Source organism: Agrobacterium sp. DE0009 (genome assembly GCF_007680755.1).
Taxonomy (GTDB): Bacteria; Pseudomonadota; Alphaproteobacteria; order Rhizobiales; family Rhizobiaceae; genus Agrobacterium; species Agrobacterium tumefaciens_B.
In genome coordinates this window covers 654,251-677,756 of record NZ_VEIU01000002.1, presented here as the reverse complement: position 1 = coordinate 677,756, position 23,506 = coordinate 654,251, and the positions used below count along the sequence as shown (strand labels likewise).

The following is a 23,506-nucleotide window of genomic DNA, read 5'->3' as shown; positions in this document are numbered from 1 at the left end:
GCGGGGTGGAGCAGCCCGGTAGCTCGTCAGGCTCATAACCTGAAGGCCGCAGGTTCAAATCCTGCCCCCGCAACCAAATCAAATGGGGATACCAAATCGCGCGCGTCAGCCGTACCAACTGGGCGGCTTTTTGCGTTCGGGCCCATGAATGACGTGCCCCCAATAAATTAGGCCATTTAGAACTGGAATTTTCCACTTATGATCCCTGGTGGGAAGAAGAGGAGAATTCGATGAAGGGCTCGAAGTTTTCGGAAGCGCAGATCGCATTCGTGTTGAAGCAGGCAGAGGATGGCACGCCGATCTGCGAGGTCTGCCGCAAGGCAGGAATTTCGGACGCGACGTTTTACAATTGGCGCAAAAAATACGCGGGCTTGATGCCCTCGGAGATGAAGCGGCTGCGACAGCTTGAGGAAGAGAATGCCAAGCTGAAGCGGATTGTTGCCGACCTGTCGCTGGACAAGGCCATGCTGCAGGATGTGCTTTCAAAAAAAGGCTTTGAGGCCTGCCCGCAAGCGCAAGCTTGTCGACACGATCAAGGCGGACTGGAAGGTTTCGATCCGGCGTGCATGCTCGGTGTTGAAAGTCGACCGGTCGCTCTATGTCTACAAGTCCAGGCGTGGCGAGCAGGCCGAGTTAAAGCTGAAGATCAAGGACATCTGCCAGACGCGGATACGCTACGGCTACAGGCGTGTGCATATCCTTATCAAGCGTGAAGGCTGGTCTGTGAACCCGAAGCGAATCTATCGTCTTTACAAGGAGATGGACCTCCAGCTCCGCAACAAGGTTCCCAAGCGCCGGGTCAAGGCGAAGCTGCGGGCTGACCGCACGGAGCCGACCCTTTCCAACCATGTTTGGGCGATGGATTTCGTTCATGACCAACTGGCCACTGGTCGCAAGATCAGGGTTCTGACGGTCGTCGACGCTTACTCGCGCTTCTCGCCGGCAGTCGATGCCCGCTTCAGTTACAAGGGGGAGGATGTCGTTCAGACACTGGAGCGGGTCTGCCGGCAGGTCGGATATCCGACGACCATTCGCGTCGATAACGGCAGCGAGTTCATCTCTCGAGACCTTGATCTTTTTGGGCCTATCACAAGGGTGTCGTGCTCGACTTCTCCCGGCCAGGCAAGCCGACCGACAACAGCTACATCGAGAGTTTTAATGGCAAGTTCCGCGCCGAGTGCCTGAACGCTCACTGGTTCATGACCCTTGACGACGCGCGGGCAAAGATGGAGGATTGGCATAGAGACTATAACGAGTTCCGGCCACACAGCGCGATAGGCAACAAAGTGCCGATTTCGCTTATGAACGGCTAATCGGCACCCCCGCCGAACTGAGCCAAAACCCCCCGGAAAATTCCAGCTCCCGCTGGCCCAAATTCGGGGTGCACTTCAAAATGGGCCAGAGCTTACTTCAAAATGGATTATTTCAACGGGGCAAGGTCACTCTAAGTGGCGACTATGTCAGCGCCTCGGCAGGCGCGTCGGTTGGTGTCGGTGTTGGCGCCAATGCTCTGATCGGCGGCAATTCCAAGAACTTCGCACTGCAGCCTATCAGTGCCGAAATTGGCACCGGGGTCAATGTTGCAGCCGGTGTGTCGCACCTTCAATTAAAACATGCAGGCTAACTCGCCACTCAGACATATTCCTTGGATAAAATAAGGGTAACTCGACAGCAAGCGCGCCATAGTCATTGCGGCGCGCTTCGTATTGCGCCATCGGAGTGGCTCGATTGATTGGAGCTCCAGGGCTTTCGAGTAGACTCAGGATAACCGTTCAGCATGACGGCAGTTTTGAGCTCGGCGATTTTGCTTGCCGACTACGCCTTAGGGCTAGACGAAAAAGAATGCGCGGTAGAGATGCATGGTCGGATTCACGTTGAGCGGAATCGAATTGGATGCTGCTACATTAAGCGTATATTCCGGGTCGCATAGTGGGATGAGTGGAGAGCCGCCCACGAACTATTTCATTGCTTCTGTCTCGGCGACGGTTGTTTGGATCGTCCGTATGACTGAGTCATTTTAGCCATTCCTAGCCATCTCGTTGGCGAAGTTGATCTCAGGTCTCTTATCTGGCAATCTTGGTTGTTATCCGTCGATCGTCGCTATTCGAGCGCGTGGTGCTGCCAATCGTCCGGGCATCAAAAGCGCTGTTTGGGAGCAAGTTGTTAAGGGATGCGGGGACGGAGCTCTTCTTGGCAGCTTGCTTTATGCGGTCGCAACTTCTTTTCGAGATAACGGGAAACGGTGGCACTATCGGACTTGGCGGACAGTAATTCGAGTGAACCTCCTGAGATACGTACAGGGAATGGCGTATTTCAAGCGATGAGTTGATCGCTGTGACATGGCGAGTCCCAATTGGCTCAAGTCCGAGTTGCCGTTCATCTTGCAAGCTAAGAACTACAGTATTTTCAATACGATGTACGGGGAAAGAGATGAGCTCTCATTCCGAGGCGGAAGTTGCGAGATACAGCCGAACTGCCAGGATCCTCCATTGGATCGTGGCGATGCTTGTGTTTGTAACCTGGCCTATGGGGCTGATGATCGGCTTTGCAAAGGATGCTGTAAAGCTCGATTTCTATCTCGTGCACGAAAGCCTTGGCTTTCTGTTGCTCTGGTTCATGTTGCTCAGGACTGGCGCCAAGTTTTATCAGCCCTCTCCTCCAATATCCGGCAGCGTGTTGGAGCGCATCGCGGCACACACAGTTCATGGCCTGCTATACGCGTTTTTGATCATCATGCCCGTCTCTGGATTTTTAGCCACCAACGCACACGGTTTTCCCCTGCGATGGTTTGGGATAATTCCGATCTGGAGCCCGCTGGATAAATCGCCGGAGATCGCGCCAGTTTTATCAACGATCCACGAGTGGAGCGCATGGATCGTTTTGGCGCTGTTAGCGTTACATATACTGGCAGTGATCTTCCATCATCTGATCCGCCGAGACTCCACGCTTTACCGAATTCTCTAGACAGGGACATCGATGCGAAACCTCAATGTAACTGACAGGCTTTGGACGCGGCTCCTTTCCATCCGCGAAGGAAAAGACGCGCTTCGCAGAAGAGAGGCCTGTCCGGCCTTCTCGCTATACGGCCCTATTGCTTCGGCAAGGGACCGTTTTGTCCTTGCGCAAGTCGGCCAGTCCCTTGACGGCCGTGTCGCGACGCCAAGCGGTGATGCTCGGGACATTTCCGGACCGGATGGACTTGTCCACCTCCACCGTTGCCGTGCCCTTGTCGATGCGGTGATCGTTGGTGTTGGAACCGTACGGAATGACAATCCACGACTTTCAGTGCGTAAAGTTAAGGGCCCCAATCCTACAAGGGTCGTCATCGACTGTCGAAGCGAATTGACCGGACAGGAAGGCCTGTTTCATGATGGCGGAGCGCCGGTTATCCTCATTCAGGGCGACGATGCGCGGAACTCAGACTATCCCGCCGATGTCATAAGGCTGAAACGCGGTCCGCGTGGCCTGGATCCACATGATGTCCTCGACTGTCTCGCGGAGCGCGGATTGAAGCGTGTACTCGTGGAGGGGGGCGCAAAAACAATTGCCCGTTTCATCGACGCCAACCTAGTCGATCATCTTCACGTTGCCATAGCGCCCTTAATCATAGGGTCCGGGCCATGCGGCATATCCTTGACGCCGATCGGGGAACTCTGCCACGCCCATCGGCCTGCGGCGGATATCTATGCGCTGGGAAGCGACGTGCTTTTTGACTGCCTCCTCAAGGCGGGTGCTTCTTCAATGACGTGGAAGAGCAAGGAAGTCCGTGTGCCCGACGATGCAGAGGCTGCCATTCACGCCAATTTTTGAAAGTCGAAATTCGAGCCACTCGTTGAGCTCGGCGTCATCGACGTTGCCAATTTCGCAGACTGGCCGTACCAGCCCTGACAGAAATTCTTTCTGCAGTTCGGTTGATGAAGGGCCGAGGTACCAGCGGCTTTCGGCGGTACCGACCCGGAATCCTGATGCTTCGCATAGAGTGGAGAGATGAGCGGAGGCTTCCGGTCCGAGGGCTGGGCCAAACCCCTTGTCTGATTGCTGATGCCGGTTGAAGTCTCCAGCCACCTGCGCATCCAGCGGGTGCTTAATCGACCATTCCATGAGACCATCATAGTTGAGAGCAGCATATAGTCCGATCTGTCTGCGGGCCAGTCGCTCCACGAACCGGCCGCAAAAATCGGCTGAACACAGGTCGAACAGGGCCGACGCGGTGACCATTGTGACCCCATCCATAAGCGTTTCATCGAGACGGTTCAGATCATGGCAATGGAACTCAATATTTTCACCGGTACCGATCTCACGCTGCGCCTCCTCCAGCAGGGCGGTCTCATAATCGACAAGCCTCCAACTGGCTGTAGGAAGTATGGGTGAGAGCGTGCGATAGGTTGATCCTGTGCCGCACCCTATGTCCATAATGATATTCGGCTGTGGAAGCGCGTCCAGATACTGGCGTACTCTTTCAAGCATCGGCTGCGCTCTAGCCGCGCGGTCTGCAGGTTCCCGAAGTTTCAGCCATTCCTTGTCAAAGCCGCTCATGCCAACGCCTTCAATGTTTGCGATATGATTTGCGACGTGTCCGCCCATCCGGGCAGCAATTTTCCGGCGCGTGTTGCGGCTTCCGAGCGACGAACGCGCGCCTGGGGATCGCTCAACAATGACCTCAGTGCGGATGCCGTTGCGTCAACATCGTCCACAGGAACCAGGATACCGGCGTCGCTGGGAACAACGTCCGGCACCGCTCCTGCCTTGCAGGCAATTATCGGCAGGCCGTACGAAAGGGCTTCTGCAAAGACCATGCCGTAACCCTCGTAACGGCTAGCAAGTGCAAAGATATCAGCTTTTTCGTAAGCCGAGGCTAGATCATCGGACTCGCCGGCCAGGGTAACGCGATCGGAAAGCTTCAGTTCTTTGATTTGCTCTGCAAGTGCATCCGCGATGGCACAGTCCAAACGGGGATTTCCGATGATCGTGGTCTGCCAAGGAAGATCAAGAACCATGGCAAGCGCAGCGATCAGTATGTCATGTCCTTTGCGCCTGGTAAGCGAGCCTACGGACAAAATTTGCAGAATGTCGTTATCCACCTTTCGCCGTTCAGATGGCCTAGCCGTTCCAGGTACAGCTACGGTTATCTTGTGAGGCGGAACGCTGAAATTTTCCGTAAGTTCGGCAGCAGTCATGGTCGAGGTCACGATGACATGCCGTGTTGCGGTCAACGCTGCCCTTTCGCTTTGTCGCAGCAGTGCACGTAATTCCTCGTTCAGCCCGGTCTCGAGTGCCAGCGGATGGTGAACCAGAGCGACGATTCTGAGACGTTCAGCCTCGCGCATCGCCCAGGTATCCATGACACCGAAGGCGAGGCCGTCAATCAGAACGAGTTCACCGTCCTGAAGAGCGGAAAGCTGTCTCTCGGCGTCTCTCAAGGTTTGATCGGCGGGCGATGGAAAACCGTCTCCAAGCGGGAGCAGGTCGACATCCCAGTCAAGTTGTCTCAAACCCTTGATGATTTCCCGGTCATAACCGTACCCTCCTGTCCTCAGTCCAAGGTTTCCTGGGTAAGCGAAGGTGAGGCTTGCTTTCAAAGGTCTGCCTCATACCATCCGCGCGCCGCGTGAGATTCATGTAAAGTCACTTTGATGCGAGAGATCCGGTAGCTTCCGGGTCCGAGGTGCTTTGCTGCGACCGCCGCCGCAAGCTCATCAAAAATATATCTAGCGATGACCTCCGTCGTACTGACCCTGCCTTTGAAAACATCGAGTTCATCCAGGTTCTGATAGTTCAGAGGTTTCAGCACTTGCGCGAGAACGGTGGTCGCCGCGCCGATATCGACTGCCAGACCGTCCTCGTCCACGTCCTTGGTGAAAAAGGCTGCGTCCACGACGAATGTTGCGCCGTGCATACCCTGGGCCGGACCGAAGACCGGGCGGGGGAGGCTGTGGGCGATCATGATGTGATCCCGGACTTCAACTGCGAACATGATTTCTCTTTCGTTAGTAGCGGATGCGGTGGCAGAGCGTATTGCTGGATGACAGGATACGTGGGTAGTCGTCAGCTAGATCAGCAAATGCCGTCTCGCCGGTAATCAAGTGATCAAGGCGGTCGTCCTTTAATAGCTCCAGAGCCTTCCCCAATCGCCTTCCGAAGGTCCAGCGGCGGCTGCGAGATGCAGGTATGGATCCTACCTGCGAACTAATCAATGAGAGACGCTTGGAATGAAAAGCGCCACCGAGGGGCACAGACACGGTCTTGTCACCGTACCAGCTCGCTTCCACAACGCGCGCTTCCATGCCTGCGTGATCGATCGCGTTTGCCAGAGCGGTATCGGAAGCCGAAGCATTGATGAGCACGTCGAACTCACCCTCGAGCTTTTCAGCTTCTACGAAGGGAATTTGCATGGCGTACGCAAGTCCGCCTCGCGCGGCATTGGTGTCCACCAGCAACGTTTCCGTCCCTGCTATTCGGCTGGAGAGGCTGGCGGCAAGCGTTCCAACGAGACCGCCGCCCAAGACCGCCACGCGGTCCCCAGGCTGAATCAGCGCGTCCCAAACGATGTTCAGAGCAGTTTCCATATTTGCTGCCAGTACGGCCCGTTCCGGTGGGAGGTGCCTGGGTAGCGGGAAAACCATATCTTTTGTCGTGACGAAGAGATCCTGATGAGGGTGAAGGCAGAAGACGATTTCGCCAATCAGCGCCGCTGATCCTGCTTCGACAAGACCGACGCTGGAATATCCGTACTTCACCGGAAATGGAAACTCGCCACTCATGTGAGGTCCACGCATGCGCTCGAATTCGCTTTGCGGTACCGCACCATCAAAGATGATCGATTCGGTTCCGCGACTAATGCCGCTATAGAGGCTTCTAACAAGCACCTCATTCTCCGCCAGCGATCTCAGGGTTCCCTCCCTCACTCCGCAACGCCCTTTGCCCTCAATCCAGAGCGCCCGGGACGTGAGTGATGCGGAGAGATCTTGCGTGCCGTCAGCAGATGCCAAAAGAGTGATCCTGATTAATCAATATCGAATGGAGCGTATTACCGAGCTGCGCGTTTTGTTCCGCGGACAGCTTCAAATAATTTTTTCGAGCCCGCCGAAACTCGTTCAAGATTTCCTTCGTAACAATAAAAACGTCTAGGGAGAGCATTCAAGATGTCCAATTCTGCAGAGCCGAATTTTCTGTTCGATACGCCGGGGATCCGAGTTGAGCGTGCCGTGTCTGAACTGCGATATGGTCGACCGATCGTAATGTCTTCCGATAGCCGTAAATTGGCGATACTGGCGTTGGATGCGGTCGGCCCATCTGTTTATGATCAATTCGCAGCGGCGACCGAAAATCGACATTTGCTTCTCCTGACAGCGCCACGGGCCAGCCGCCTCTCTATATCCGCCCGAGGCGATATTCTTGCACCGTTAGCAGGTGTCAGCTTTGAACATGCCTCCCGGCTGTCGTACGGTCTCGGCGCGGATCAACCGTCAAAGTGGGTCGAGGCTGATGAGCTGGCGTCTCACGCGGCCGAGTTGGCGCGCATAGCGCTACTTCTTCCGGCAATGGTACTGGCGGATGCTTCTGCGGCGAGCACAGATTTCTCGGGATGCTGTCAATTGTCTGCGGCCGATCTGAAGGGGGCGGATGTCGCCCGACAGCGTTTCGATAAAGTTGTCACGACCCGAGTTCCGCTCAAGGAACTTGGAGACTCGAAATTCGTGGTTTTTCGCGGCGGTCTTGCCCAGAAGGATCAGGTGGCAATCGTCATCGGCACGCCCGACGTGTCGCACACCGTTCCGATCCGCATCCATTCCTCTTGCATCACTGGCGATCTCTGCGGCTCGCTGAAATGCGACTGTGGCGATCAGCTCCGCAACGGACTTGCGTTGCTGAAGCAGGCCGGAGGTGGCGTCCTGCTTTATCTTGATCAGGAGGGACGCGGGACGGGGATCGGCGCTAAAATGCGCGCCTACGGCTATCAGCATCTTGGGCTTGATACGATCGACGCCGATGCAGAACTTGGGCTCGACGCAGACCATCGCCGTTACGAAGCGGCGGTTGCTATGCTTCGGCACCTGAACATCGGGAAAGTTGCGGTCTTTACGAATAATCCGACGAAGATCAGCGCCCTGAAAGCAGGTGGTATAGAGGTTGACGCGCGGTCCCCTGTATTGGGAACCGTAACGACTGAAAACCAGAATTATCTGCGAACCAAGACACTCCGCGCCGGACATCTCTTGGACCTCGAAGCACTGATTGCGGCGGAATGACGTCTGTGGGGAGGACTGTATGGCTATTACCGGTGGTGATGGACTGAGCAGAGTGGATGATCGCAGGTCACTCATTCGAAATACACTCGCCAATATGGCGTGTCTTTTGCTCGGAACGACCGCCACGGCCATGCTTGTGCGCTGGGAACTTTCCCTTGGCTGGGACTATGTCGCAGCCGCAACACTGACCCTGTCCTTCATCTTCGGCTTCGTGATCTATTTCCTGCCGAGCCATCCTCACCGCGACTTCGGCTATGCCAATTTCGTGACGGCATTTCGAGCCTCACTCGTCAGCCTCACGGCTGCAACGGTACTCTGCTTTGAAACTCTTCACCAGGCCGACGCGATCCTTTGGATACTGGTTGGGGTTGTCGTTCTTGCTCTTTCCCTTGACGGTATGGATGGCTATCTCGCCCGCAAATATCGACAGGAATCCAAACTCGGGGCACGCTTCGACATGGAAGTGGACGCATTTCTCATTCTTATCCTTTCAGTGGCGGCAGCCACGCTTCAGAAAGCTGGCGCCTGGGTGCTCCTGATCGGCCTTATGCGCTATGCTTTTGTGGCCGCAAGCTGGTTCATCGCGGCGCTGGGCGCCGACCTGCCTTCATCCTTCAGGCGTAAGGCCGTTTGCGTTACACAGGTATCAACCCTGTGTCTGATCCTGGTCCCTGCCGTCGACATTCCGGTATCGAACTATCTTGCAGCCCTCTCTCTTGCCATGCTGACTGTATCTTTCGCCATCGACATCGTATTTCTACTGCGCAATCGAGTGGCCGCATGATCGCGCTCGCTACCTTGCCGGGGCATGTTGAGGCCGGGCGATCTCCAAGGTTGGAGCAGGCGTTCTAACGTCCTTGGATCAGGGACGCAAGGGATCGCCTGGTTTCGCCTAAATCGGGTCCGCGTCACTCCTTGCCAGCCCGGTTCTTCACCGCGGCGAGCGCCAGGAAGACCATACCAGGCGCTGAGCCGGCGAGACATAGCCAACCATAGGTGATGCTTGAAGCGAGGCCATCGACAGAGGACAGACCGAGCGCTGGCCAAAGCGCCATGGCGGCTGCCTCGCGCGTGCCCCAGCCGCCAAATCCGGTTGGTATCAGCATTGCCAGTAGACAGAAGGGAATGATCGTGATGCCCGCGACCCATGGCAGATTCGAGCCCGTTGCCTGTGCTGCGATAAAGAATGTCGCGATATATGCGAAAAGAATGATAGCGCTCATCGATGCCTGAAGGAGCCATGCGTTGTGCCGGACAAAGACATTGATAATATCTGCACGAAAGGCGCTATCCGTTACCTCCCGCCTTTTGAACCATACGATGATCAGCAGGATTAACGCGATAACCACTACCGCGATAACGATGTGACGTCGGGTGTGGCTGCCAAGATCTGTGTTCATTACAAAGGGCCATACCGACAACCCGATCACAGCGATGAACGCAAGGGCTACCTGACCGGAAAGTCTTTCAAAGATCACCGCCTTGGCAGGTTGTTTCCATCCGCCTGGCGCAATGCCGCGCATCCTCCAGGCTCTGATAGCATCGCCACCCATGCCACCGGGCAGAACCTGGTTCAGGAGGGTGGCGATATAGTATTCGCCTATTGCCCTGAAAGGCGTGATGTTATGACCAAGTCGCGCAGAGGTAAACCGCCACCGCAGCGCGGACACCACGATTTGCACTTGCACCAGCACGAGGCTGAAAATGATCGCTATCCAGGAAATTCGGGAAAGCGCTTGCCTGACCGCCGTCAGATCCGCTTGAAAAGTAACGGCAGCAAAGATCGCCAGGGCGATAACGGACACCAGTATTCGCAGTTTATACAAGCGGGTAGGGCCCTGTATTTTATCTGTCTTTCCGATAAATTCATGCCCGCTGTCAATAGGAGCGGTTTGCGATGGTAAGAATAGGCCGGGCAGATTTAGGACATATTAACTTGAAAGCCGTGGTCGGAGCATGGTTTTTCTCTATCATCGCCTTTTTTGTTTTCAGCCTGCCTGATCACCCTGATGCGTTGGTTCCAGAGGCATTTGGTCGCTTGCCGCTGGAATGGCCATTTGTCGCCATTCTCATGCTGATGACCAGCGGTTGTTTGAGGCGTTATCTTATCGTTTTCAGCAGCTTTCTGGTTTTTTTGGTTCTTTTCTTAAAACTGGCGGATATCGGCGTACAGGCGGCGTTTCAGCGGCCGTTCAACCCTTATCTCGATGTAACGATGCTGGCGAACGGCTGGAACCTGATATCCAACGCAATAGGAACACTCTCTGCCCTAGTCGCTCTCATCGGGGGCGTTGTCCTGATCTTGCTGACCGTCGCCATTTTTCTGACGTCGCTGCGCCAGATGGCTGAAGCCCGTGGAGGTGTGCGGCAGCTGCTGCTTGGGCTTTTTGCGGGTTTAATCGCTGTCGGTGGTAGCCTTATGCTTATTGATAAGGCGAAGGTTGATTTGCAGACCCCCACATATCTCGCCGGAAGGCTTAGCCTTGTCGCCCGCTCGATTGAAGACATGAGAGGGTTCGAAAAACAACTCCAGGCTTCCCACGGCCCAAAGGACGGGAAAGGTCTTTTCAATGTTGTAAAGGGCAAGGACGTAATCCTTGTCTTCGTGGAATCCTATGGTCGATCCGCGGTTGAGGATCCACGATATTCTGATGTGATCTTACCCCGTCTCGTGAGCATCCAGCGCCAGATCGAGGCGAGTGGGCTTCATGCAGCCAGCGGCTGGTTGGCATCGCCCACCGTCGGTGGGCTGAGTTGGCTGGCTCACGGCACATTGCTTTCCGGCCTTTGGGTGGACAGTCAGGCGCGTTACGATCGCCTCATGATCAGCGATCAGCCGAGCTTGAACCGCCTGTTTTCGCAGGCTGGCTGGCACACGGTTGCGGTCATGCCTGCCATTACCATGGCCTGGCCTGAGGCAGGTCATTTCGGCTACGACCAAGTTCTCGCTGCCTCGGATCTTGGATATCGCGGAGAGCCGTTCAACTGGGTGACAATGCCTGATCAGTATACATTATCCGCTTTTGATCGACTTGTAGTGAGGCCGGCACATGGCCGTGCAGAAAAAGTAATGGCGGAGATCGCCCTTATTTCCAGCCACGCACCGTGGACGCCCGTACCAAGACTTGTTGACTGGAACGATATCGGCGATGGTTCGAACTTCAATATTCAGGCAAGAAGCGGCGCCTCTCCTTCCGTTGTTTGGGCCAATCCTGAGCGCGTGCGCGCACAGTACACTCAAACAATCGATTATTCGCTCGAGACATTAGGAAGCTTCATGGAACGCCAAGGGAAGAGTGCGCTCTATGTGATACTCGGGGATCATCAGCCCGCATCTATCATTACCGGGCCCGGAGCCTCAAGATCAGTGCCGGTACATATCGTTACAGACGATTCAGAGCTTCTTACGCGGTTTCTCGATCGCGGATTTACTGCAGGAATGATACCTACGAACACGACACAGCAGTGGCCGATGAGCGAGCTTCGCAAGATATTGATTGATACGCTTAGCCACTAGGCTCAGGACCAATTAAATAGCGATGCCGTGCTTGGGGAGATTAATTGGGATTGAACTGAAAATTGGACAATAAAAAAGCAACGGTGTTATCGGTCAAGCACCGTTGCTCTGTGCTCTCTCATTCGTGCATTTAGGATGATGATCATTTTTCTCATGACGGCGACGAGGGCAACCTTTCCTGACTTGCCCTTTTCTTTGAGACGCTGGAACAATGCCTTCATAACGGGGTCGAAGCGAATGGCCGGCAGGGCGGCGATATAGAGGGCGTCGCGCACCTGCTTTCGCCCGCCTGCGATCATCCGCTTGCCGCGCATCTGCCCGCTATCGCGGTTGATCGGCGCCACGCCGACAAGCTTGGCGATCTGCCCCTTGTCCATCAAGCCGAGTTCCGGCAATCCCGCGATCAGGAAGCAAGCTGTTCTCAGGCCTATGCCCTTGAGCGACATAAGCACGTCAGCCATGGCCGCGAGATGATGGTCCTTCCTGAGGCAGTCCTCCATGGCTTCGACGACGGCCTGGCGCTGGTCCGTCAGGAAAGTCAGCGTCTCCTTGATCCATACGGCTTGCCGTTCATCCCGGTTGCTGGCGAGTTTCTCTCGCCGGTTCCTCTCCTGGACGATCATGTGGGATATGCGGGAGCGGCACTCATGATGATGGCAGCGTGGATTTCACGCTCCAGCAAGCGAGGTGGTTATGACAGTCACGCTCCTGCCGTTTAAAGCTGGCCTCGTCATTTCTGCGGTTTTGACAACCGCGGTTCTCACCGGCGTCGCCGTCGCCATCGTCAAGGACGGGTCGCAGAGAAGTGAGGTCGCGACAGCGATGACTGGCGGGATGAAACGCTCGCGCCCGCAATTTTTCGCCGCTACGGCTGTAGCGGGTGCCATACGATTCCCGGCGTTGCGGGCGCCGACGGTAAAGTGGGCGGCGAACTGAGCATGGTTCTGTAACGGGTCTATATTGGTGACGGTCTCAACAACACCCCGGACAATCTCGTCCGTTGGATCGTGTCTCCAACGGATTTTTCCAAGCCAACGGCGATGCCCGTGACCGGGATAACTGAAACCGAGGCGCGGCATGTTGCTGCCTACCTTTATGCCAGATGACCTTACGGATGCGGGGTATCGACCGGGGGCAGGGATTTGATGTACCGCGCGATGGCGTCGCGGTCGGCCTGAGGGAGTTGCGAGAGATTGGCGATGACATCCACCATTGCGGAGCCAACGTGCCCGCCTTGCGGGGTCTTGCCCGTTGCGAGCATCTCCGAGACATCGGCTTGCGTCCAACCGGACAGGCGGCGTGCTGTGATATTTGGCACGAAGCCTGTTCCCTCCGCATCCGGGCCGCCAGCATAGCGCGTTGTGGGTTTGATTGCTCCGAGAACATTGCGCGTGGAATGACATTCAGCGCAATGCGTGACAGCCTCGACAAGGTAGGCGCCGCGATTGAAGACGGCGTCACCGGCAACATTCGGCGCTTGGCGTTCCCTGGCGAAAAAGAAGAGCTTCCAGAGCCCGATCAAACGTCGGATGCGCGCAAAGAACGGGAGGTCGTGCGGCGGTGGGCGGCCGGAAACCGCCGGCAAGGTCCTTAAGTAGGCATAGAGGTCTGCGACATCCCGCACGTCCAGACCTGTATAGCTCGTATAGGGAAAAGCAGGATAATAGTGACGGCTGGCGGGAGAAACGCCTGCAATCAATGCGTTGGCGAGATCAGCCGCCGACCACGAGCCGATACCATCCTTGACGTTGGGAGAAATATTGGGTGGCCGAAACACACCGAAGGGGGAAGCGAGCGTCATGCCGCCGCCGAGAAGAAGAGGATTTGCCTGACCCGGTGTCGCGTGACACGACCCGCAGCTTCCAGCAAGGAACACCGGTCTTCCGACCTGTGGATCGCCCGCGGAAAGGCGGGGATCGGCCTGATCAAAGAGTGTTTTAGGAGCGGTCAAAAACCAGAAGGCCGTCAAGACAACTCCTGCGATGCAGGCCCCCAACGAGTACCAGGCGAAACCGCAGCAACGAATGGGAAACGGCAACATGGGGGATCATCATCGATCATGTCCATCCTCAAGGGCGACCGTGGGGCCGCGCGATCTTCTTGTATCGAACTTTCGTGAACATTCCCGGTTTCTTGCTATCCCAGTAGCGCGCAAACCTGCCCTGGCTGGAACATCTTGGCAGCTGCTGGGTTGGGTTGTGAACCGAAGCCCATGAGTGGGTTTTTGCAAGGGGCAGGCAATGGAAAGAGACAGAGATAACGTGAGGCCAGAACCCGGTAGCGACGACGCCCGATCTGCAGACGGGGATGTCAGCCGGGAGGACCGGCAGAAAGCAAAGGAAAACGCCGACCGCATGCGCAAAGAACGGTACGGCGGCAGTGACAAGGATGAGAATGATGACGGAAGCAGCGACAACCACCGACCATGAAGTAATAAGGAAATGGGTCGAGGAACGCGACGGTCGGCCCGCCAAGGTGGACGTCTCCGGTGACGGAGGTATCCTGCGGATTGATTTCGGCAAACCGGAAGAGGACCTGACAGAGATTTCCTGGTACGAGTTTTTTGAAATCTTCGAAGAAAGAAAACTGGCGTTCCTTCATCAGGACAAGACGTCCAAGGGCGAAAGGCGCTTTAACAAATTCGTTTCACGCTGAGGCAAAGACTTGCAGGCAACAGACGCAATCGATGCAAAACGCGAACAGCAGCGAAAGGCTTACCGCTTCTGGGCGCCGATTTATGACCGGGTCTATGGCTATTTCCTAAGGCCCGCGCAGGTTGAGCTGGCGCGATGTGCGGGCAACGTCGCAGGCGACGTTCTCGAAATCGGCGTGGGAACTGGCCTCGTGCTTCCACTCTATCCGCCGACAACTACCGTAACCGGTATCGATCTGTCGCAGGACATGCTTTTGAGAGCGAAACAGAAAGTCGCGCTTGGATCGATGCCGCACGTCAAGGCCCTTCATGTCATGGATGCCTGCGATCTATCCTTCGACGACAATTCTTTTCACGTGATCTCGCTTCCCTTTGTCATGCCGCTGATACCGGATACAGATCGTCTGCTTTCCGAATGCGCGCGCGTGCTTCGACCAAAGGGGGAAATCGTGATCGTCAGCAAGATCACAGATAGTGCGGGCGCGGTGCGTCGGGTCGAGCAATTGGTGTCGCCGCTAGCGCAACAAATCGGTTTGAGTTCTGCCTTTCACATCGAAGAGATCGAAAGATGGCTGCAAAAGAACCCGTCTTTTCAGATGATCGAAAACAGAAAAATTCGCCCGACCGGGTATTTCCGTCTTCTTCGCATCGGTCGCGAAAGGCGTTGAGGCGAGGCTGTGATGCTCATGCAAAAGCAGCTGTTCCCGGAGATCGAATGCTGAAGGAACAAACGAGTTCTATCGCCGTTTGTCGATGATGAGAGGCGGTGCTTGTTCAGCTTTCTGCCTTAACCGCAATAACTCCGGGACTTACAATGACAGACGAGACCGACCTTGCCGAATTCTTTCGCGTTGCGACCGACGACGAACTGTTTCAGAAAATGCGAGGGCTTGAAATCAGGAGCGAAGAAGAAGGTCTAGATGAGGTCGCCGCCCAGGTTGAGTTGACAGCTAGTGAAATCGAAAACCGTTTTCCTGGTCAGGCGCTTGCACCCTATAAGCGTTGGAAGCAGGAGCAATTTCTTTAAAGCGACCGGCATGCGGGCCAGCAGATCGGTCAGATCCCGGGTACGTCCCGGCAAACCTCTGGCGCCGGTTTTTCGTGCGAAATGCATAAAACGAAGAGAAGAGCATTTTGGGTCATCTAGGTAGCCGAAAGAGCTCTAGTGGAAGGTGCCGCCTTGTTGCGCGGTCAAACCAGAGACAATATTCCTGATATCCTGCGGATGGGCGGAAAGGACGTAGGGGCCAGCCTCCTGCCGAGCAAGCGTTTGTGACACATAGAAGAGAAAGGGCGTGCCTCTTTCTTCCAGTTCCTGTGTCAGGCGAAGCATGATTTCGGCGTCGTAACGAACGTCGATTATCGCGGCCGTATATGACAGCGTTTGACCATTGATTATTGCATCTGCGGTGTAAGGCCCAAGCAGGTCGATGTGGGCCGCTGCCCATGCCCTCTTGATCTCGGATGTGAGATCGTCGACCTCGCCAATGACAAGGATGGTGAAGCGTCCTGTGCTTCGCATGCAATACTCCCTGCGTGCTCGCCAGCGACGCCTCGTTTCATGAAGGCGTATACGCGCGGCGAGCCATAAAGGCCCATCGGGCTTCATCAAATATCTGCGAGGCTGCGCAGACTTCGTCTGGTATATACGAAGCTAGTGCACGGCGAGTTTCAGCAGCGGGTATATTTCAATTCCGCTTTGTATTTTGACAGGAACAAAACAGGACTGCCAAGGTTCGGGGCCATGTTCAAACACGGAGATCCCCAATGGCTACTCAAAAGACCCTCGACAGCCAATCTGGATGAGGATGGCGCAACGGACAAAAGCTCACCAAGCTTGCGTTCGCGAACCAGAAAGTCGAAGGGCCGCGTAATTTCCTCTCGGCTTGCACGAACGACGTAGCGAAATCGCCGGCGCGTGAAGAAATTCCGGGACGGGCGGCGTTCACTGTATTTAGCCACTCGCGTTGATGGAGAATTAAATGGCAACCGTTCCGCATCTAGGCGCCTATTTAATCGGTCTCCTTGTGGGAACCCGCCGCTTCACGCTCTCCGGTGTCGATGACGCCGTGCAGTTGCTTGAACAACACTGGCCGAACAAGACGGGCATCCACTATGGCCGGGCGCTCAGAAGCTGTCGTTTGGCATTGTTCAGGAACGGGCCCGCGGCCGTTGCGCGCGAAGATTTGATCGCCGCCTGTCTGGAGGCCGGTATTCCACACCAATTTCAGTCCGGTTCCGATAAGGAGCAATTGCCTCTTTTTGCCGGGCCGGAGGATGATGAACATCCTTCATTGGGAGCGGGTCGCCAGTAGGCGTCGTCGCCACAAAAAAAGCAGGAGGTTGCGATGCCGGAGCCACGAGAACGTATCAGGCCGGAGGAGGACCTGAACCGCACCGTCAGCGAAAAGCTGGATTCGACATTTTCGCCTGTCGGTATCGATGATGGCGCCTTTCGCGGGCGGAACAGGACTTGGAAAAGAATGATCGGTTATGTGCTGGTCATTTTTGCCCTCGCAATCGTCATCGCTTTGTCCTTCCTCCTGGGAACGCATCCGGGTCGGGTCTCGTGATACCAGAGCTGAAGAGGAGTATGAGATGAGTGAACGAACTGACGAAAAGTCGCTTTATTGGGCCATTGTCGGTGCCGACAGGAACACTAACGAAGGCCCGGCGCGTCTATTGGTCTTATTATCATGCTGATTGTCGCGGGCGGCGTCATCGCTTGGATAATTGGGCGTTGATCCCTCCCCGGTCTTAAGGAGCCGTTCGGCGGCTCATCAAAAACGGCCTTTCTCTGGGCGACGTCACCCCCATTTAAAAGTCGGCGAGAGGGTCGCGCCTTAAGCTATCACGCCTATGCCACGCATGATATTGCCGAGGCCGATATGGTGGTTCGCTTGCCATCGGAACTTGATGGCCAGCCCTTTCCGGGTGAGCCGCTGGGCTGCGCCATGAATATCTTCGAACGGTGTCAGATCCAGGCCGGCCAGACCGTTGCAGTGGTGGGCGTCGGGTTCCTTGGAGCACTGCTGACCCAACTTGCTGCCCGAGAAGGTGCGCGGGTCATCGCCATATCACGACGTTCTTTTTCGCTGGCCCTGGCACGCGCGATTGGTGCAGCGGAGGTCATCGAGATGGACGACCACTGGAGAATCATCGAACGCGTCAAGGAATTGACCGGCGGCAGGTTCTGCGACCGGGTCATTGAAGCCGTCGGCCAGCAATGGCCGCTTGAACTCGCAGGAGAACTCGTTGCCGAGCGCGGCCGCCTGATCATTGCGGGCTATCATCAGGACGGCCCACGGCAGGTCAACATGCAATCGTGGAACTGGCGGGGGTTGGACGTCATCAATGCCCATGAACGGGATCCACAAATCTATATCACTGGCATGAAAAATGCGGAGGCAGCCGTGGTCTCCGGCGCACTCGACCCAACGAGGCTATACATCCACAGCTACCCGCTACGAGACCTCGATAAGGCACTCAACGACACAAGGGATCGTCCGGGGGAGTTTTTGAAGGCCCTTATCCTCTATCCGTGACCCAGCGGACGACTCTGCGCAGAGCGGAGCCTTTCCATTCAAGGGGCGTCGGGAGAAGGCAGGATGTCATGGTCGGCAATGAACGCCGACGTTCCATCAGAAATCTCCTTACTCGAACCGGACAACAGATTTTAGCGGGATTTTTGCGACCAGAACGCCATCGCCCCTCACGACCTCGAACTCAGCGCCATCGACAATTTCGTTTTTCAGAATTTTCTCGGCAAGCATTTCCCTGGCGGCCTGCAGTGCCTCGATGCAGGCCCTTTCGTCGTTCGAAAGCATTGCACCTTCTGTATCCACAGAGAGACCTTCAGCATCTCTGATGTGGAAATAATACCGCGGCATTGCAAACTATCCCGTTTTCATGGATTTTCATTCAACCTGCTCTCGCGGTCTTGGTTCCATTGCCGGAGCCCAAAAAAAGCTTCGCCGATAAATCAGACTGGAACCTGTCTGTTGCTGTTCGGTTATGTTGCGGTGCAAGGATAGCCGGTTTAGCTGGCGTAACGATGCAGGACATAACGCATGGGACAAAGGAAGTGATTGTCTCCTGCTTGCCGCCATGGAGCGGCTGCCGGCATAAAAAGGACATTACCGTGCTACGTGTCTTCAGAGGCAAGAGGCTGATGGTGGTTGAGCAGCGCAAGGTGCTGACGGCGGCGTGCCGTGCGCAGATTGCGGCCGCCGGAGCGACTGTCCTCGGTCCCGTCCCTTCGTTGCGGGCAGTACTGCGGACACTGGAAGCGGGAGACGCCGACGCCGTCATCATCGATATCAACGTCGACGTTGGAACGATTCTGCAACTAACGACGCTTTTCGAGGCGATGGGGCTACCCTTCGTCTTTTCTTCTCCCATGTCCGCAAACCGCGCAGGGTACGTCCTCAGCGATGGCAGAAAACAGCTTCGAAAAATTGCCGACGCGCTGTTCGGCCCGCCGGGAGCGTCGTCAACGCTTCACTGACCGTTTTTCATCGTGCCTGCTTCAGGCCGAGCGGGAAGATTGTCGGTGCGGGTGGAAGGGATACTAAATTCGCGCAGGAAAACCCGCCGCACCGTTGCGAACAACTCAACATCGATCGCAAGCTCGTCATTTCGCACGGGGAAGCGTCGCAATGTGTGATTGATGGTATCTTCTACCAGTTTCACCCGCAGCCCTTCGTGCGAGGTAAAACGTACGGCCCAGCGCATCAATGTGCGCCGTAAAAGACAATTGTCGAGATTATTGTAAGAGGACACAATGGCTCTCCCGATCAGCAGGCGGGAGCACATAGTGACCCTCAGTTGCCACCGCCTACGAATTCGGTTGGTGGCAATATCTAAAGGATAACATTGGTCGGCGCAGAGTCCACCCCAATATGTGGGGAGTGCGAACTCTTCCGTCGCGGCTTTGACATCCTAAATTTTTTCGTCAGACCCCGGCGCTGCGTTACCGGCTTCTTTCTCCCTGTCGCCGGGTTGGCCGATAGGGACCGGCGGGGCACCCTCGTCCCCGTTCGTGATGATGTCCTCATCCCGGGCTCTCGGCCGCCACGTCGATCCGCGGGTGGCTTTCGGGTCATCAGGCTTGCCAACCGTGTTCTTGTTCAGGTCACGCATCATGGTCTCCTTTTGAAGGACGAACCATCAAATAACCTCCCGGTTCCGATATCCTCTGGTCTTAAAACACTGCAGAGCAGACGCAGCGTGTAAGCGTTCTTGGGGTTTGTCCGGGGACCGAGACGCTGAGAAACCGGCCTAACAGGCGTCAGTTCAACCGTAAACCTGTGGCGGGATCAAAGACGTGAATATCCGACGCGGCCACGTCGACCCCGAGCACCTCGCCTACGGCTGGTCTGACCTCCGCCGGAACGGAAATGTTGATCTCGTGCCGGTCGTTTTTGAGGCAGATCAAACGTGTCTCACCGTGGAACTCATTGCGCTCAACGGTTCCGCGAAACGCCTTGGCATCGTGGTTCAGGCGGAATGATCCCGGCCTGATCCCGACGGTGACCTCACCAGAGCGCAGACCCGCCGGGGCTGCAAACGTGACGAGATCGTCGCCGACGCCCTCAGCCGTCATCTGCAATTGCAGGAAATTCATGTTCGGCGTGCCGATGAAGCCTGCGGCAAATATGGTTCGGGGTGTCTGGTAAATCTCTTCGGGCGTGCCCATCTGCTCGATCCTACCATCTTTCATGAGCACGATACGGTCGGCAAGCGTCATGGCTTCGAGCTGATCGTGAGTGACGTAGATGCTCGTCGTTCTCAGGTCCGTGTGGAGCCGTGCGATCTCAACACGCAGACTACCGCGCAGCTTGGCGTCGAGGTTCGAAAGCGGTTCATCGAACAGGAAGACCTCTGGCGTCTTGATCATGGCGCGGGCAATCGCCACACGCTGCTGCTGGCCGCCAGATAGTTCGGTGGGCTTACGCGAGAGATAGACGCCAAGGCCAAGCGCATCAACCACAGGCGTCAGACGCTGATCGATTGCGGCCTTGACGATGCCGGCCCTCTCAAGACCAAAGGTAATATTGTCGCGCACACTCATGTGAGGGTAGAGCGCATAGTTCTGAAACACCATGGCGATGCCCCGGTCGCCCGGGTCGCGGTCGTTCATCCGCGCGCCACCAATGAGAAGATCACCGCCGGAAATTTCCTCAAGCCCGGCGATCATCCGCAGCATCGTGGATTTCCCGCAGCCGGATGGACCGAGAAAGACGACGAATTCGTGATCGTCGATCTTCAGGTCGAAATCGCGCATCACCTCAAGCGAGCCATAGACTTTCCGGATTCCCCGGCACTCGACGGTGGCCATCAATGCGTCTCCCCATCCAGGATGATCTGCAACTTCACGTCTTCAGGCCTGCCTTCGGCCGCCCGCTCGAAAGCTGCGATCGACTGATCGAAAGCGTAGGTGCCGGAAACCAGCGGCTTCAGATCAACCTTGCCCGCGGCAATCAGCGCCAGCGCACGATCAAACACATTCGCATAGCGGAAAACGGTCTCGATACGGCATTCACGGAAGCAGGCCGCTGCAAGGTCAACGGCGACCGGTTCCGGCGGCAGGCCGACGATGACGACCGTTCCGCCCGGACGCACGACCTTGAAGAGATCGCGGACCGCAGCCGGCGCGCCCGAGCATTCGAAAACGATGTCCGCTCCCCAACCTTCGGTTGCTTCATTGACGGTCTGAACGAGATCGACCTCTTTTAGATTGACCCCCGTGATGCCGCCATAGCTTTCGGCAAGCTTCAGCTTTGTGGCGGAAATATCCGAAATCAGGACCCGCGAGCAGCCGCCGGCGAGAGCGGCCAGGGCCACCATGATGCCGATCGTGCCGCAGCCGGTCACAACTGCCGTATCGCCGGGCGTTATCTTCGCCCGGGCGGCCGCCTGCATCCCAACCGCAAATGGTTCGACCATAGCGCCTTCGGCAAAGGAGACATTATCCGGCAGTTTATAGGTGAAGCTTGCGGGATGAACTGTCTCGGGGCACAGAACGCCGTGGACGGGTGGCGTCGCCCAGAAAGTGACGGCAGGATCGACGTTGTAGAGGCCGAGGCGGGAGGCGCGCGATTTCGGATCGGGAATACCCGGTTCCATGCAAACCCGGTCGCCCGGCTTCAGATGGGTGACATTGGCACCGGTCTCGATGACGGTGCCGGCCGCCTCGTGACCGAGAACCATGGGCTCGTTGACGACGAAGTCACCGATGCGTCCATGAGTGTAATAATGCACGTCGCTGCCGCAGACGCCGACAGTATGGAGACGAATGCGAACGTCATCCGGCCCCATTTCCTGGGAAATTTCGATGTCGCGCAGGGAAAGTTCGCCGACACGTTCGAGGACAAGTGCTTTCATGGGTCAGTCAACCTTAATCAGTTTTTTTGGAGAATGCAGCATTGAGGCCACCGGCAAGCACGCCGAGCAGGATCAGCGGCGGCAGCGATAGAAGCACCACGGCGGCGTTGAGAATGCCCCAGGGAACGTTCATGCCAAGCTGCGACATTTCGGACGCGATGATCGGCAGGGTCTTTGCCTTCGAGGTCGTCAACATCATGGCGAGAAGGAACTCGTTCCAGACGAGGACAAAGGAGAAGGCGATGGCACCAAAGACCTGGAAACGGGCAATTGGCAGGGCGATGCGGAAGAAGGTCGCATAAGGGCCAAGTCCGTCCACCCTGGCAGCTTCTTCGACATGGAGGCTGACGCGCTCGAAAGCCGGGACGGAAAGCCAGATGGTGATCGACGCCGTGACGATGAGATAGGTCACGATCAGGGACAGTCGCGTGTCGTAGAGATCGAGGCCGAGCCAGATGACCAGCATGGGAATGGCGATTGCAACGGGCGGCAGGAAGCGGAGCGACAGCACGAAGAACTGCGCTTCCGCCGTGATCCTGTTCTTGAACCGGGCGATCACATAGGCGGCGGGCACACCGAGGACAGCCCCCAGGACGACCGCGCTCGAGCAGATGATCAAGGAATTTGTGAGCGCGCGTGCGACCGATCGGCGGTTCAGCACGTAACTCATATTCTCGAGAACAGGCTGGAAGACGAGCTTCGGGGTCGATACCAGCAGGTCGGCATTCGTCTTGAAGGCGTTAAGCAGCGTCCATAGCAGCGGCAGCACGACGAGCGCGGCGGCAAGGACCAGCAAGAGCCTGAGCAGGAAGGTGGAAATCTTCATCGATTCAGCCTCTTCCAGGTGAAGGTAAAGGTCACGATGGTCAGGACCATCATGATGACGGCCATGGAGGAGGCGTACGAAATCTTGCCGGCTTCGATAAAGCCCTGGGAATAGGCGTACATGTCCAGCGTCTCGGTCGAGATGCCGGGACCACCGCGGGTCATGACATAGACGAGGTCGAAGGAGCGCAGGCTTTCGATCGCCTTGACAAGCAGCAGGCTGATCAAGGGTGCCTTTAGCATCGGCAGCGTGACAAAGCGGTGAATTTCGAAGCGGGTCGCCTTATCGATGCGTGCGGCTTCCAGCGGCTGGGGCGGCAGGGATTCCAGAAGCTTCAGGATGATCACGGCGAAGAAAAGGCCCCACTGCCAGACGTCTACAAAGGCAACGGCAAGGAGTGCGCCAAGCGGCGTCGACAGGATATCGGGCGTGATGCCGGTGAGTTCTCTGACCGGCCATGTTAAAGCGCCGTAGAGCGGATGGAAGGCGAACTTCCAGACGAAAGCGGCGCAGACGCGTGGCAAAAGAACAGGAATGATAAAGAGCACGCAGAGCACGTTGCGCATGCGCGGGCTTGCGGCCTCGAACATCGCAATCCCGAGTGCAAGCCCGGTAACCATGGTCAATGAAACGCTGATGACCTCCCACTTGAAGGACACCCATAGCGCATTCAGGAAACGGGAATCTGAGAATAGCGCCAGATAATTGGCAAACCAGACATAGTCCGCGTCGGGCGCAGACAGCGTGCGGTTTTGCAGGGAGATATTGATGGCGTAGACCGTCGGCACGAGCGCCAGAACGATCAGGATGCCCAGAGTGGGTCCAAGAAAGACGTAAGGCAGCGAGCGGCCGCGGCGCATGGCAGATCCTCGGGT

At 56.4% G+C, this 23,506-nt stretch carries 26 protein-coding genes and 4 pseudogenes; 15 read left to right on the top strand and 15 right to left on the bottom strand.

Features of this window, described 5'->3' with window-relative positions:
• Positions 1 to 230 precede the first annotated feature (230 nt).
• The 4 genes and pseudogenes from FS804_RS12600 (at position 231) to FS804_RS12585 (ending at position 3,810) form a co-directional block, all read left to right on the top strand.
• A pseudogene (locus tag FS804_RS12600) lies at positions 231 to 1,313 on the top strand (IS3 family transposase).
• Positions 1,314 to 1,438: 125 nt separating this feature from the next.
• Positions 1,439 to 1,624: pseudogene (locus FS804_RS12595) on the top strand (DUF992 domain-containing protein); the annotation flags it as partial.
• Positions 1,625 to 2,430: 806 nt separating this feature from the next.
• Positions 2,431 to 2,964, top strand: coding sequence for a cytochrome b (locus FS804_RS12590; RefSeq protein ID WP_144576912.1), 534 nt, complete (start codon positions 2,431 to 2,433; stop codon positions 2,962 to 2,964).
• Between the two features lie 12 nt (positions 2,965 to 2,976).
• A complete protein-coding gene (locus FS804_RS12585; RefSeq protein ID WP_144576910.1) occupies positions 2,977 to 3,810 on the top strand; it encodes a RibD family protein in 834 nt (277 codons plus the stop codon).
• Here FS804_RS12585 and FS804_RS12580 read toward each other — a convergent pair.
• From FS804_RS12580 to FS804_RS12565, 4 genes are all read right to left on the bottom strand, one after another.
• Positions 3,739 to 4,536 (bottom strand): class I SAM-dependent methyltransferase, encoded by a 798-nt coding sequence (locus FS804_RS12580; protein WP_144576908.1) that lies wholly within the window; start codon positions 4,534 to 4,536, stop codon positions 3,739 to 3,741. The genes FS804_RS12585 and FS804_RS12580 overlap by 72 nt on opposite strands.
• Complete coding sequence (locus FS804_RS12575; RefSeq protein WP_246665878.1) at positions 4,533 to 5,327, bottom strand: glycosyltransferase family 4 protein; 795 nt, start codon at positions 5,325 to 5,327, stop codon at positions 4,533 to 4,535. The genes FS804_RS12580 and FS804_RS12575 overlap by 4 nt, the downstream gene beginning before the upstream one ends.
• A 248-nt stretch (positions 5,328 to 5,575) precedes the next feature.
• Positions 5,576 to 5,974: a 6-carboxytetrahydropterin synthase gene (locus FS804_RS12570; protein WP_144576904.1), complete on the bottom strand. Its 399-nt coding sequence runs from the start codon at positions 5,972 to 5,974 to the stop codon at positions 5,576 to 5,578.
• A gap of 13 nt (positions 5,975 to 5,987) precedes the next feature.
• On the bottom strand, positions 5,988 to 6,989 hold the full coding sequence (locus tag FS804_RS12565; RefSeq protein WP_144576902.1) for a zinc-binding alcohol dehydrogenase: 1,002 nt from the start codon (positions 6,987 to 6,989) through the stop codon (positions 5,988 to 5,990).
• A gap of 153 nt (positions 6,990 to 7,142) precedes the next feature.
• Between FS804_RS12565 and ribA the strand changes: the two genes are divergently transcribed.
• Both ribA and FS804_RS12555 read left to right on the top strand, forming a co-directional pair.
• Positions 7,143 to 8,249: a GTP cyclohydrolase II RibA gene (gene ribA / locus FS804_RS12560; RefSeq protein WP_144576900.1), complete on the top strand. Its 1,107-nt coding sequence runs from the start codon at positions 7,143 to 7,145 to the stop codon at positions 8,247 to 8,249.
• 19 nt (positions 8,250 to 8,268) lie between these two features.
• On the top strand, positions 8,269 to 9,033 hold the full coding sequence (locus FS804_RS12555) for a CDP-alcohol phosphatidyltransferase family protein (protein ID WP_144576898.1): 765 nt from the start codon (positions 8,269 to 8,271) through the stop codon (positions 9,031 to 9,033).
• 124 nt (positions 9,034 to 9,157) lie between these two features.
• Here the strand turns inward: FS804_RS12555 and FS804_RS12550 are convergent, their stop codons facing one another.
• Complete coding sequence (locus FS804_RS12550; RefSeq protein ID WP_246665877.1) at positions 9,158 to 10,054, bottom strand: lysylphosphatidylglycerol synthase transmembrane domain-containing protein; 897 nt, start codon at positions 10,052 to 10,054, stop codon at positions 9,158 to 9,160.
• 140 nt (positions 10,055 to 10,194) lie between these two features.
• On the opposite strand from FS804_RS12550, the gene FS804_RS12545 reads away from it, so the two are divergent.
• Positions 10,195 to 11,766, top strand: a complete 1,572-nt coding sequence (locus FS804_RS12545) for a sulfatase (protein ID WP_246665882.1) — start codon at positions 10,195 to 10,197, stop codon at positions 11,764 to 11,766.
• Between the two features lie 86 nt (positions 11,767 to 11,852).
• Here FS804_RS12545 and FS804_RS25375 read toward each other — a convergent pair whose 3' ends face one another.
• Positions 11,853 to 12,389 (bottom strand): transposase, encoded by a 537-nt coding sequence (locus FS804_RS25375; protein ID WP_210244449.1) that lies wholly within the window; start codon positions 12,387 to 12,389, stop codon positions 11,853 to 11,855.
• A 70-nt stretch (positions 12,390 to 12,459) separates the two neighbouring features.
• Here FS804_RS25375 and FS804_RS12535 point away from each other — a divergent pair.
• Positions 12,460 to 12,872, top strand: a pseudogene (locus FS804_RS12535) (cytochrome c family protein).
• A gap of 2 nt (positions 12,873 to 12,874) precedes the next feature.
• Here the strand turns inward: FS804_RS12535 and FS804_RS12530 are convergent.
• The gene (locus FS804_RS12530; protein WP_246665876.1) at positions 12,875 to 13,735 is read right to left on the bottom strand and encodes a cytochrome c; all 861 of its coding nucleotides are present in this window, start codon (positions 13,733 to 13,735) and stop codon (positions 12,875 to 12,877) included.
• A 428-nt stretch (positions 13,736 to 14,163) separates the two neighbouring features.
• On the opposite strand from FS804_RS12530, the gene FS804_RS12520 reads away from it, so the two are divergent.
• The 3 genes from FS804_RS12520 (at position 14,164) to FS804_RS12510 (ending at position 15,446) form a co-directional block, all read left to right on the top strand.
• Positions 14,164 to 14,421, top strand: a complete 258-nt coding sequence (locus tag FS804_RS12520) for a hypothetical protein (RefSeq protein WP_144576890.1) — start codon at positions 14,164 to 14,166, stop codon at positions 14,419 to 14,421.
• A 9-nt stretch (positions 14,422 to 14,430) separates the two neighbouring features.
• Positions 14,431 to 15,087 (top strand): class I SAM-dependent methyltransferase, encoded by a 657-nt coding sequence (locus tag FS804_RS12515; protein ID WP_144576888.1) that lies wholly within the window; start codon positions 14,431 to 14,433, stop codon positions 15,085 to 15,087.
• A gap of 146 nt (positions 15,088 to 15,233) precedes the next feature.
• Entirely contained in the window at positions 15,234 to 15,446 is a 213-nt protein-coding gene (locus tag FS804_RS12510) for a hypothetical protein (RefSeq protein ID WP_144576886.1), read from the top strand.
• Between the two features lie 135 nt (positions 15,447 to 15,581).
• Here FS804_RS12510 and FS804_RS12505 read toward each other — a convergent pair whose 3' ends face one another.
• Positions 15,582 to 15,941 carry a hypothetical protein gene (locus tag FS804_RS12505; protein WP_144576885.1) on the bottom strand — a complete coding sequence of 120 codons (360 nt, stop codon included), beginning with the start codon at positions 15,939 to 15,941 and terminating at the stop codon, positions 15,582 to 15,584.
• A gap of 460 nt (positions 15,942 to 16,401) precedes the next feature.
• On the opposite strand from FS804_RS12505, the gene FS804_RS12500 reads away from it, so the two are divergent.
• The 3 genes and pseudogenes from FS804_RS12500 to FS804_RS12490 all read left to right on the top strand — a co-directional run.
• Positions 16,402 to 16,734: a DUF982 domain-containing protein gene (locus FS804_RS12500; protein ID WP_144576883.1), complete on the top strand. Its 333-nt coding sequence runs from the start codon at positions 16,402 to 16,404 to the stop codon at positions 16,732 to 16,734.
• A 33-nt stretch (positions 16,735 to 16,767) separates the two neighbouring features.
• On the top strand, positions 16,768 to 16,992 hold the full coding sequence (locus FS804_RS12495) for a hypothetical protein (protein WP_144576881.1): 225 nt from the start codon (positions 16,768 to 16,770) through the stop codon (positions 16,990 to 16,992).
• A 267-nt stretch (positions 16,993 to 17,259) separates the two neighbouring features.
• Positions 17,260 to 17,964 (top strand): annotated as a pseudogene (locus tag FS804_RS12490) (zinc-binding dehydrogenase); the annotation flags it as partial.
• Between the two features lie 108 nt (positions 17,965 to 18,072).
• On the opposite strand, the gene FS804_RS12485 reads toward FS804_RS12490, so the two are convergent.
• Positions 18,073 to 18,309 carry a hypothetical protein gene (locus tag FS804_RS12485; protein WP_063950200.1) on the bottom strand — a complete coding sequence of 79 codons (237 nt, stop codon included), beginning with the start codon at positions 18,307 to 18,309 and terminating at the stop codon, positions 18,073 to 18,075.
• 251 nt (positions 18,310 to 18,560) lie between these two features.
• Between FS804_RS12485 and FS804_RS12480 the strand changes: the two genes are divergently transcribed.
• Positions 18,561 to 18,926: a hypothetical protein gene (locus FS804_RS12480; protein ID WP_144576877.1), complete on the top strand. Its 366-nt coding sequence runs from the start codon at positions 18,561 to 18,563 to the stop codon at positions 18,924 to 18,926.
• On the opposite strand, the gene FS804_RS12475 is transcribed toward FS804_RS12480, so the two are convergent.
• From FS804_RS12475 to FS804_RS12450, 6 genes are all read right to left on the bottom strand, one after another.
• Positions 18,920 to 19,153: a hypothetical protein gene (locus FS804_RS12475; RefSeq protein WP_144576875.1), complete on the bottom strand. Its 234-nt coding sequence runs from the start codon at positions 19,151 to 19,153 to the stop codon at positions 18,920 to 18,922. The two genes, FS804_RS12480 and FS804_RS12475, sit on opposite strands and share 7 nt — an antisense overlap.
• A 207-nt stretch (positions 19,154 to 19,360) precedes the next feature.
• A complete protein-coding gene (locus tag FS804_RS12470) occupies positions 19,361 to 19,561 on the bottom strand; it encodes a hypothetical protein (RefSeq protein ID WP_063950202.1) in 201 nt (66 codons plus the stop codon).
• 148 nt (positions 19,562 to 19,709) lie between these two features.
• The gene (locus FS804_RS12465; protein ID WP_144576873.1) at positions 19,710 to 20,759 is read right to left on the bottom strand and encodes an ABC transporter ATP-binding protein; all 1,050 of its coding nucleotides are present in this window, start codon (positions 20,757 to 20,759) and stop codon (positions 19,710 to 19,712) included.
• Complete coding sequence (locus tag FS804_RS12460) at positions 20,759 to 21,805, bottom strand: NAD(P)-dependent alcohol dehydrogenase (RefSeq protein WP_144576871.1); 1,047 nt, start codon at positions 21,803 to 21,805, stop codon at positions 20,759 to 20,761. The genes FS804_RS12465 and FS804_RS12460 overlap by 1 nt, the downstream gene beginning before the upstream one ends.
• A gap of 13 nt (positions 21,806 to 21,818) precedes the next feature.
• Positions 21,819 to 22,631 (bottom strand): carbohydrate ABC transporter permease, encoded by an 813-nt coding sequence (locus FS804_RS12455; protein ID WP_144576869.1) that lies wholly within the window; start codon positions 22,629 to 22,631, stop codon positions 21,819 to 21,821.
• Positions 22,628 to 23,491 (bottom strand): carbohydrate ABC transporter permease, encoded by an 864-nt coding sequence (locus FS804_RS12450; RefSeq protein ID WP_144576867.1) that lies wholly within the window; start codon positions 23,489 to 23,491, stop codon positions 22,628 to 22,630. The genes FS804_RS12455 and FS804_RS12450 overlap by 4 nt, the downstream gene beginning before the upstream one ends.
• Positions 23,492 to 23,506: the final 15 nt, after the last annotated feature.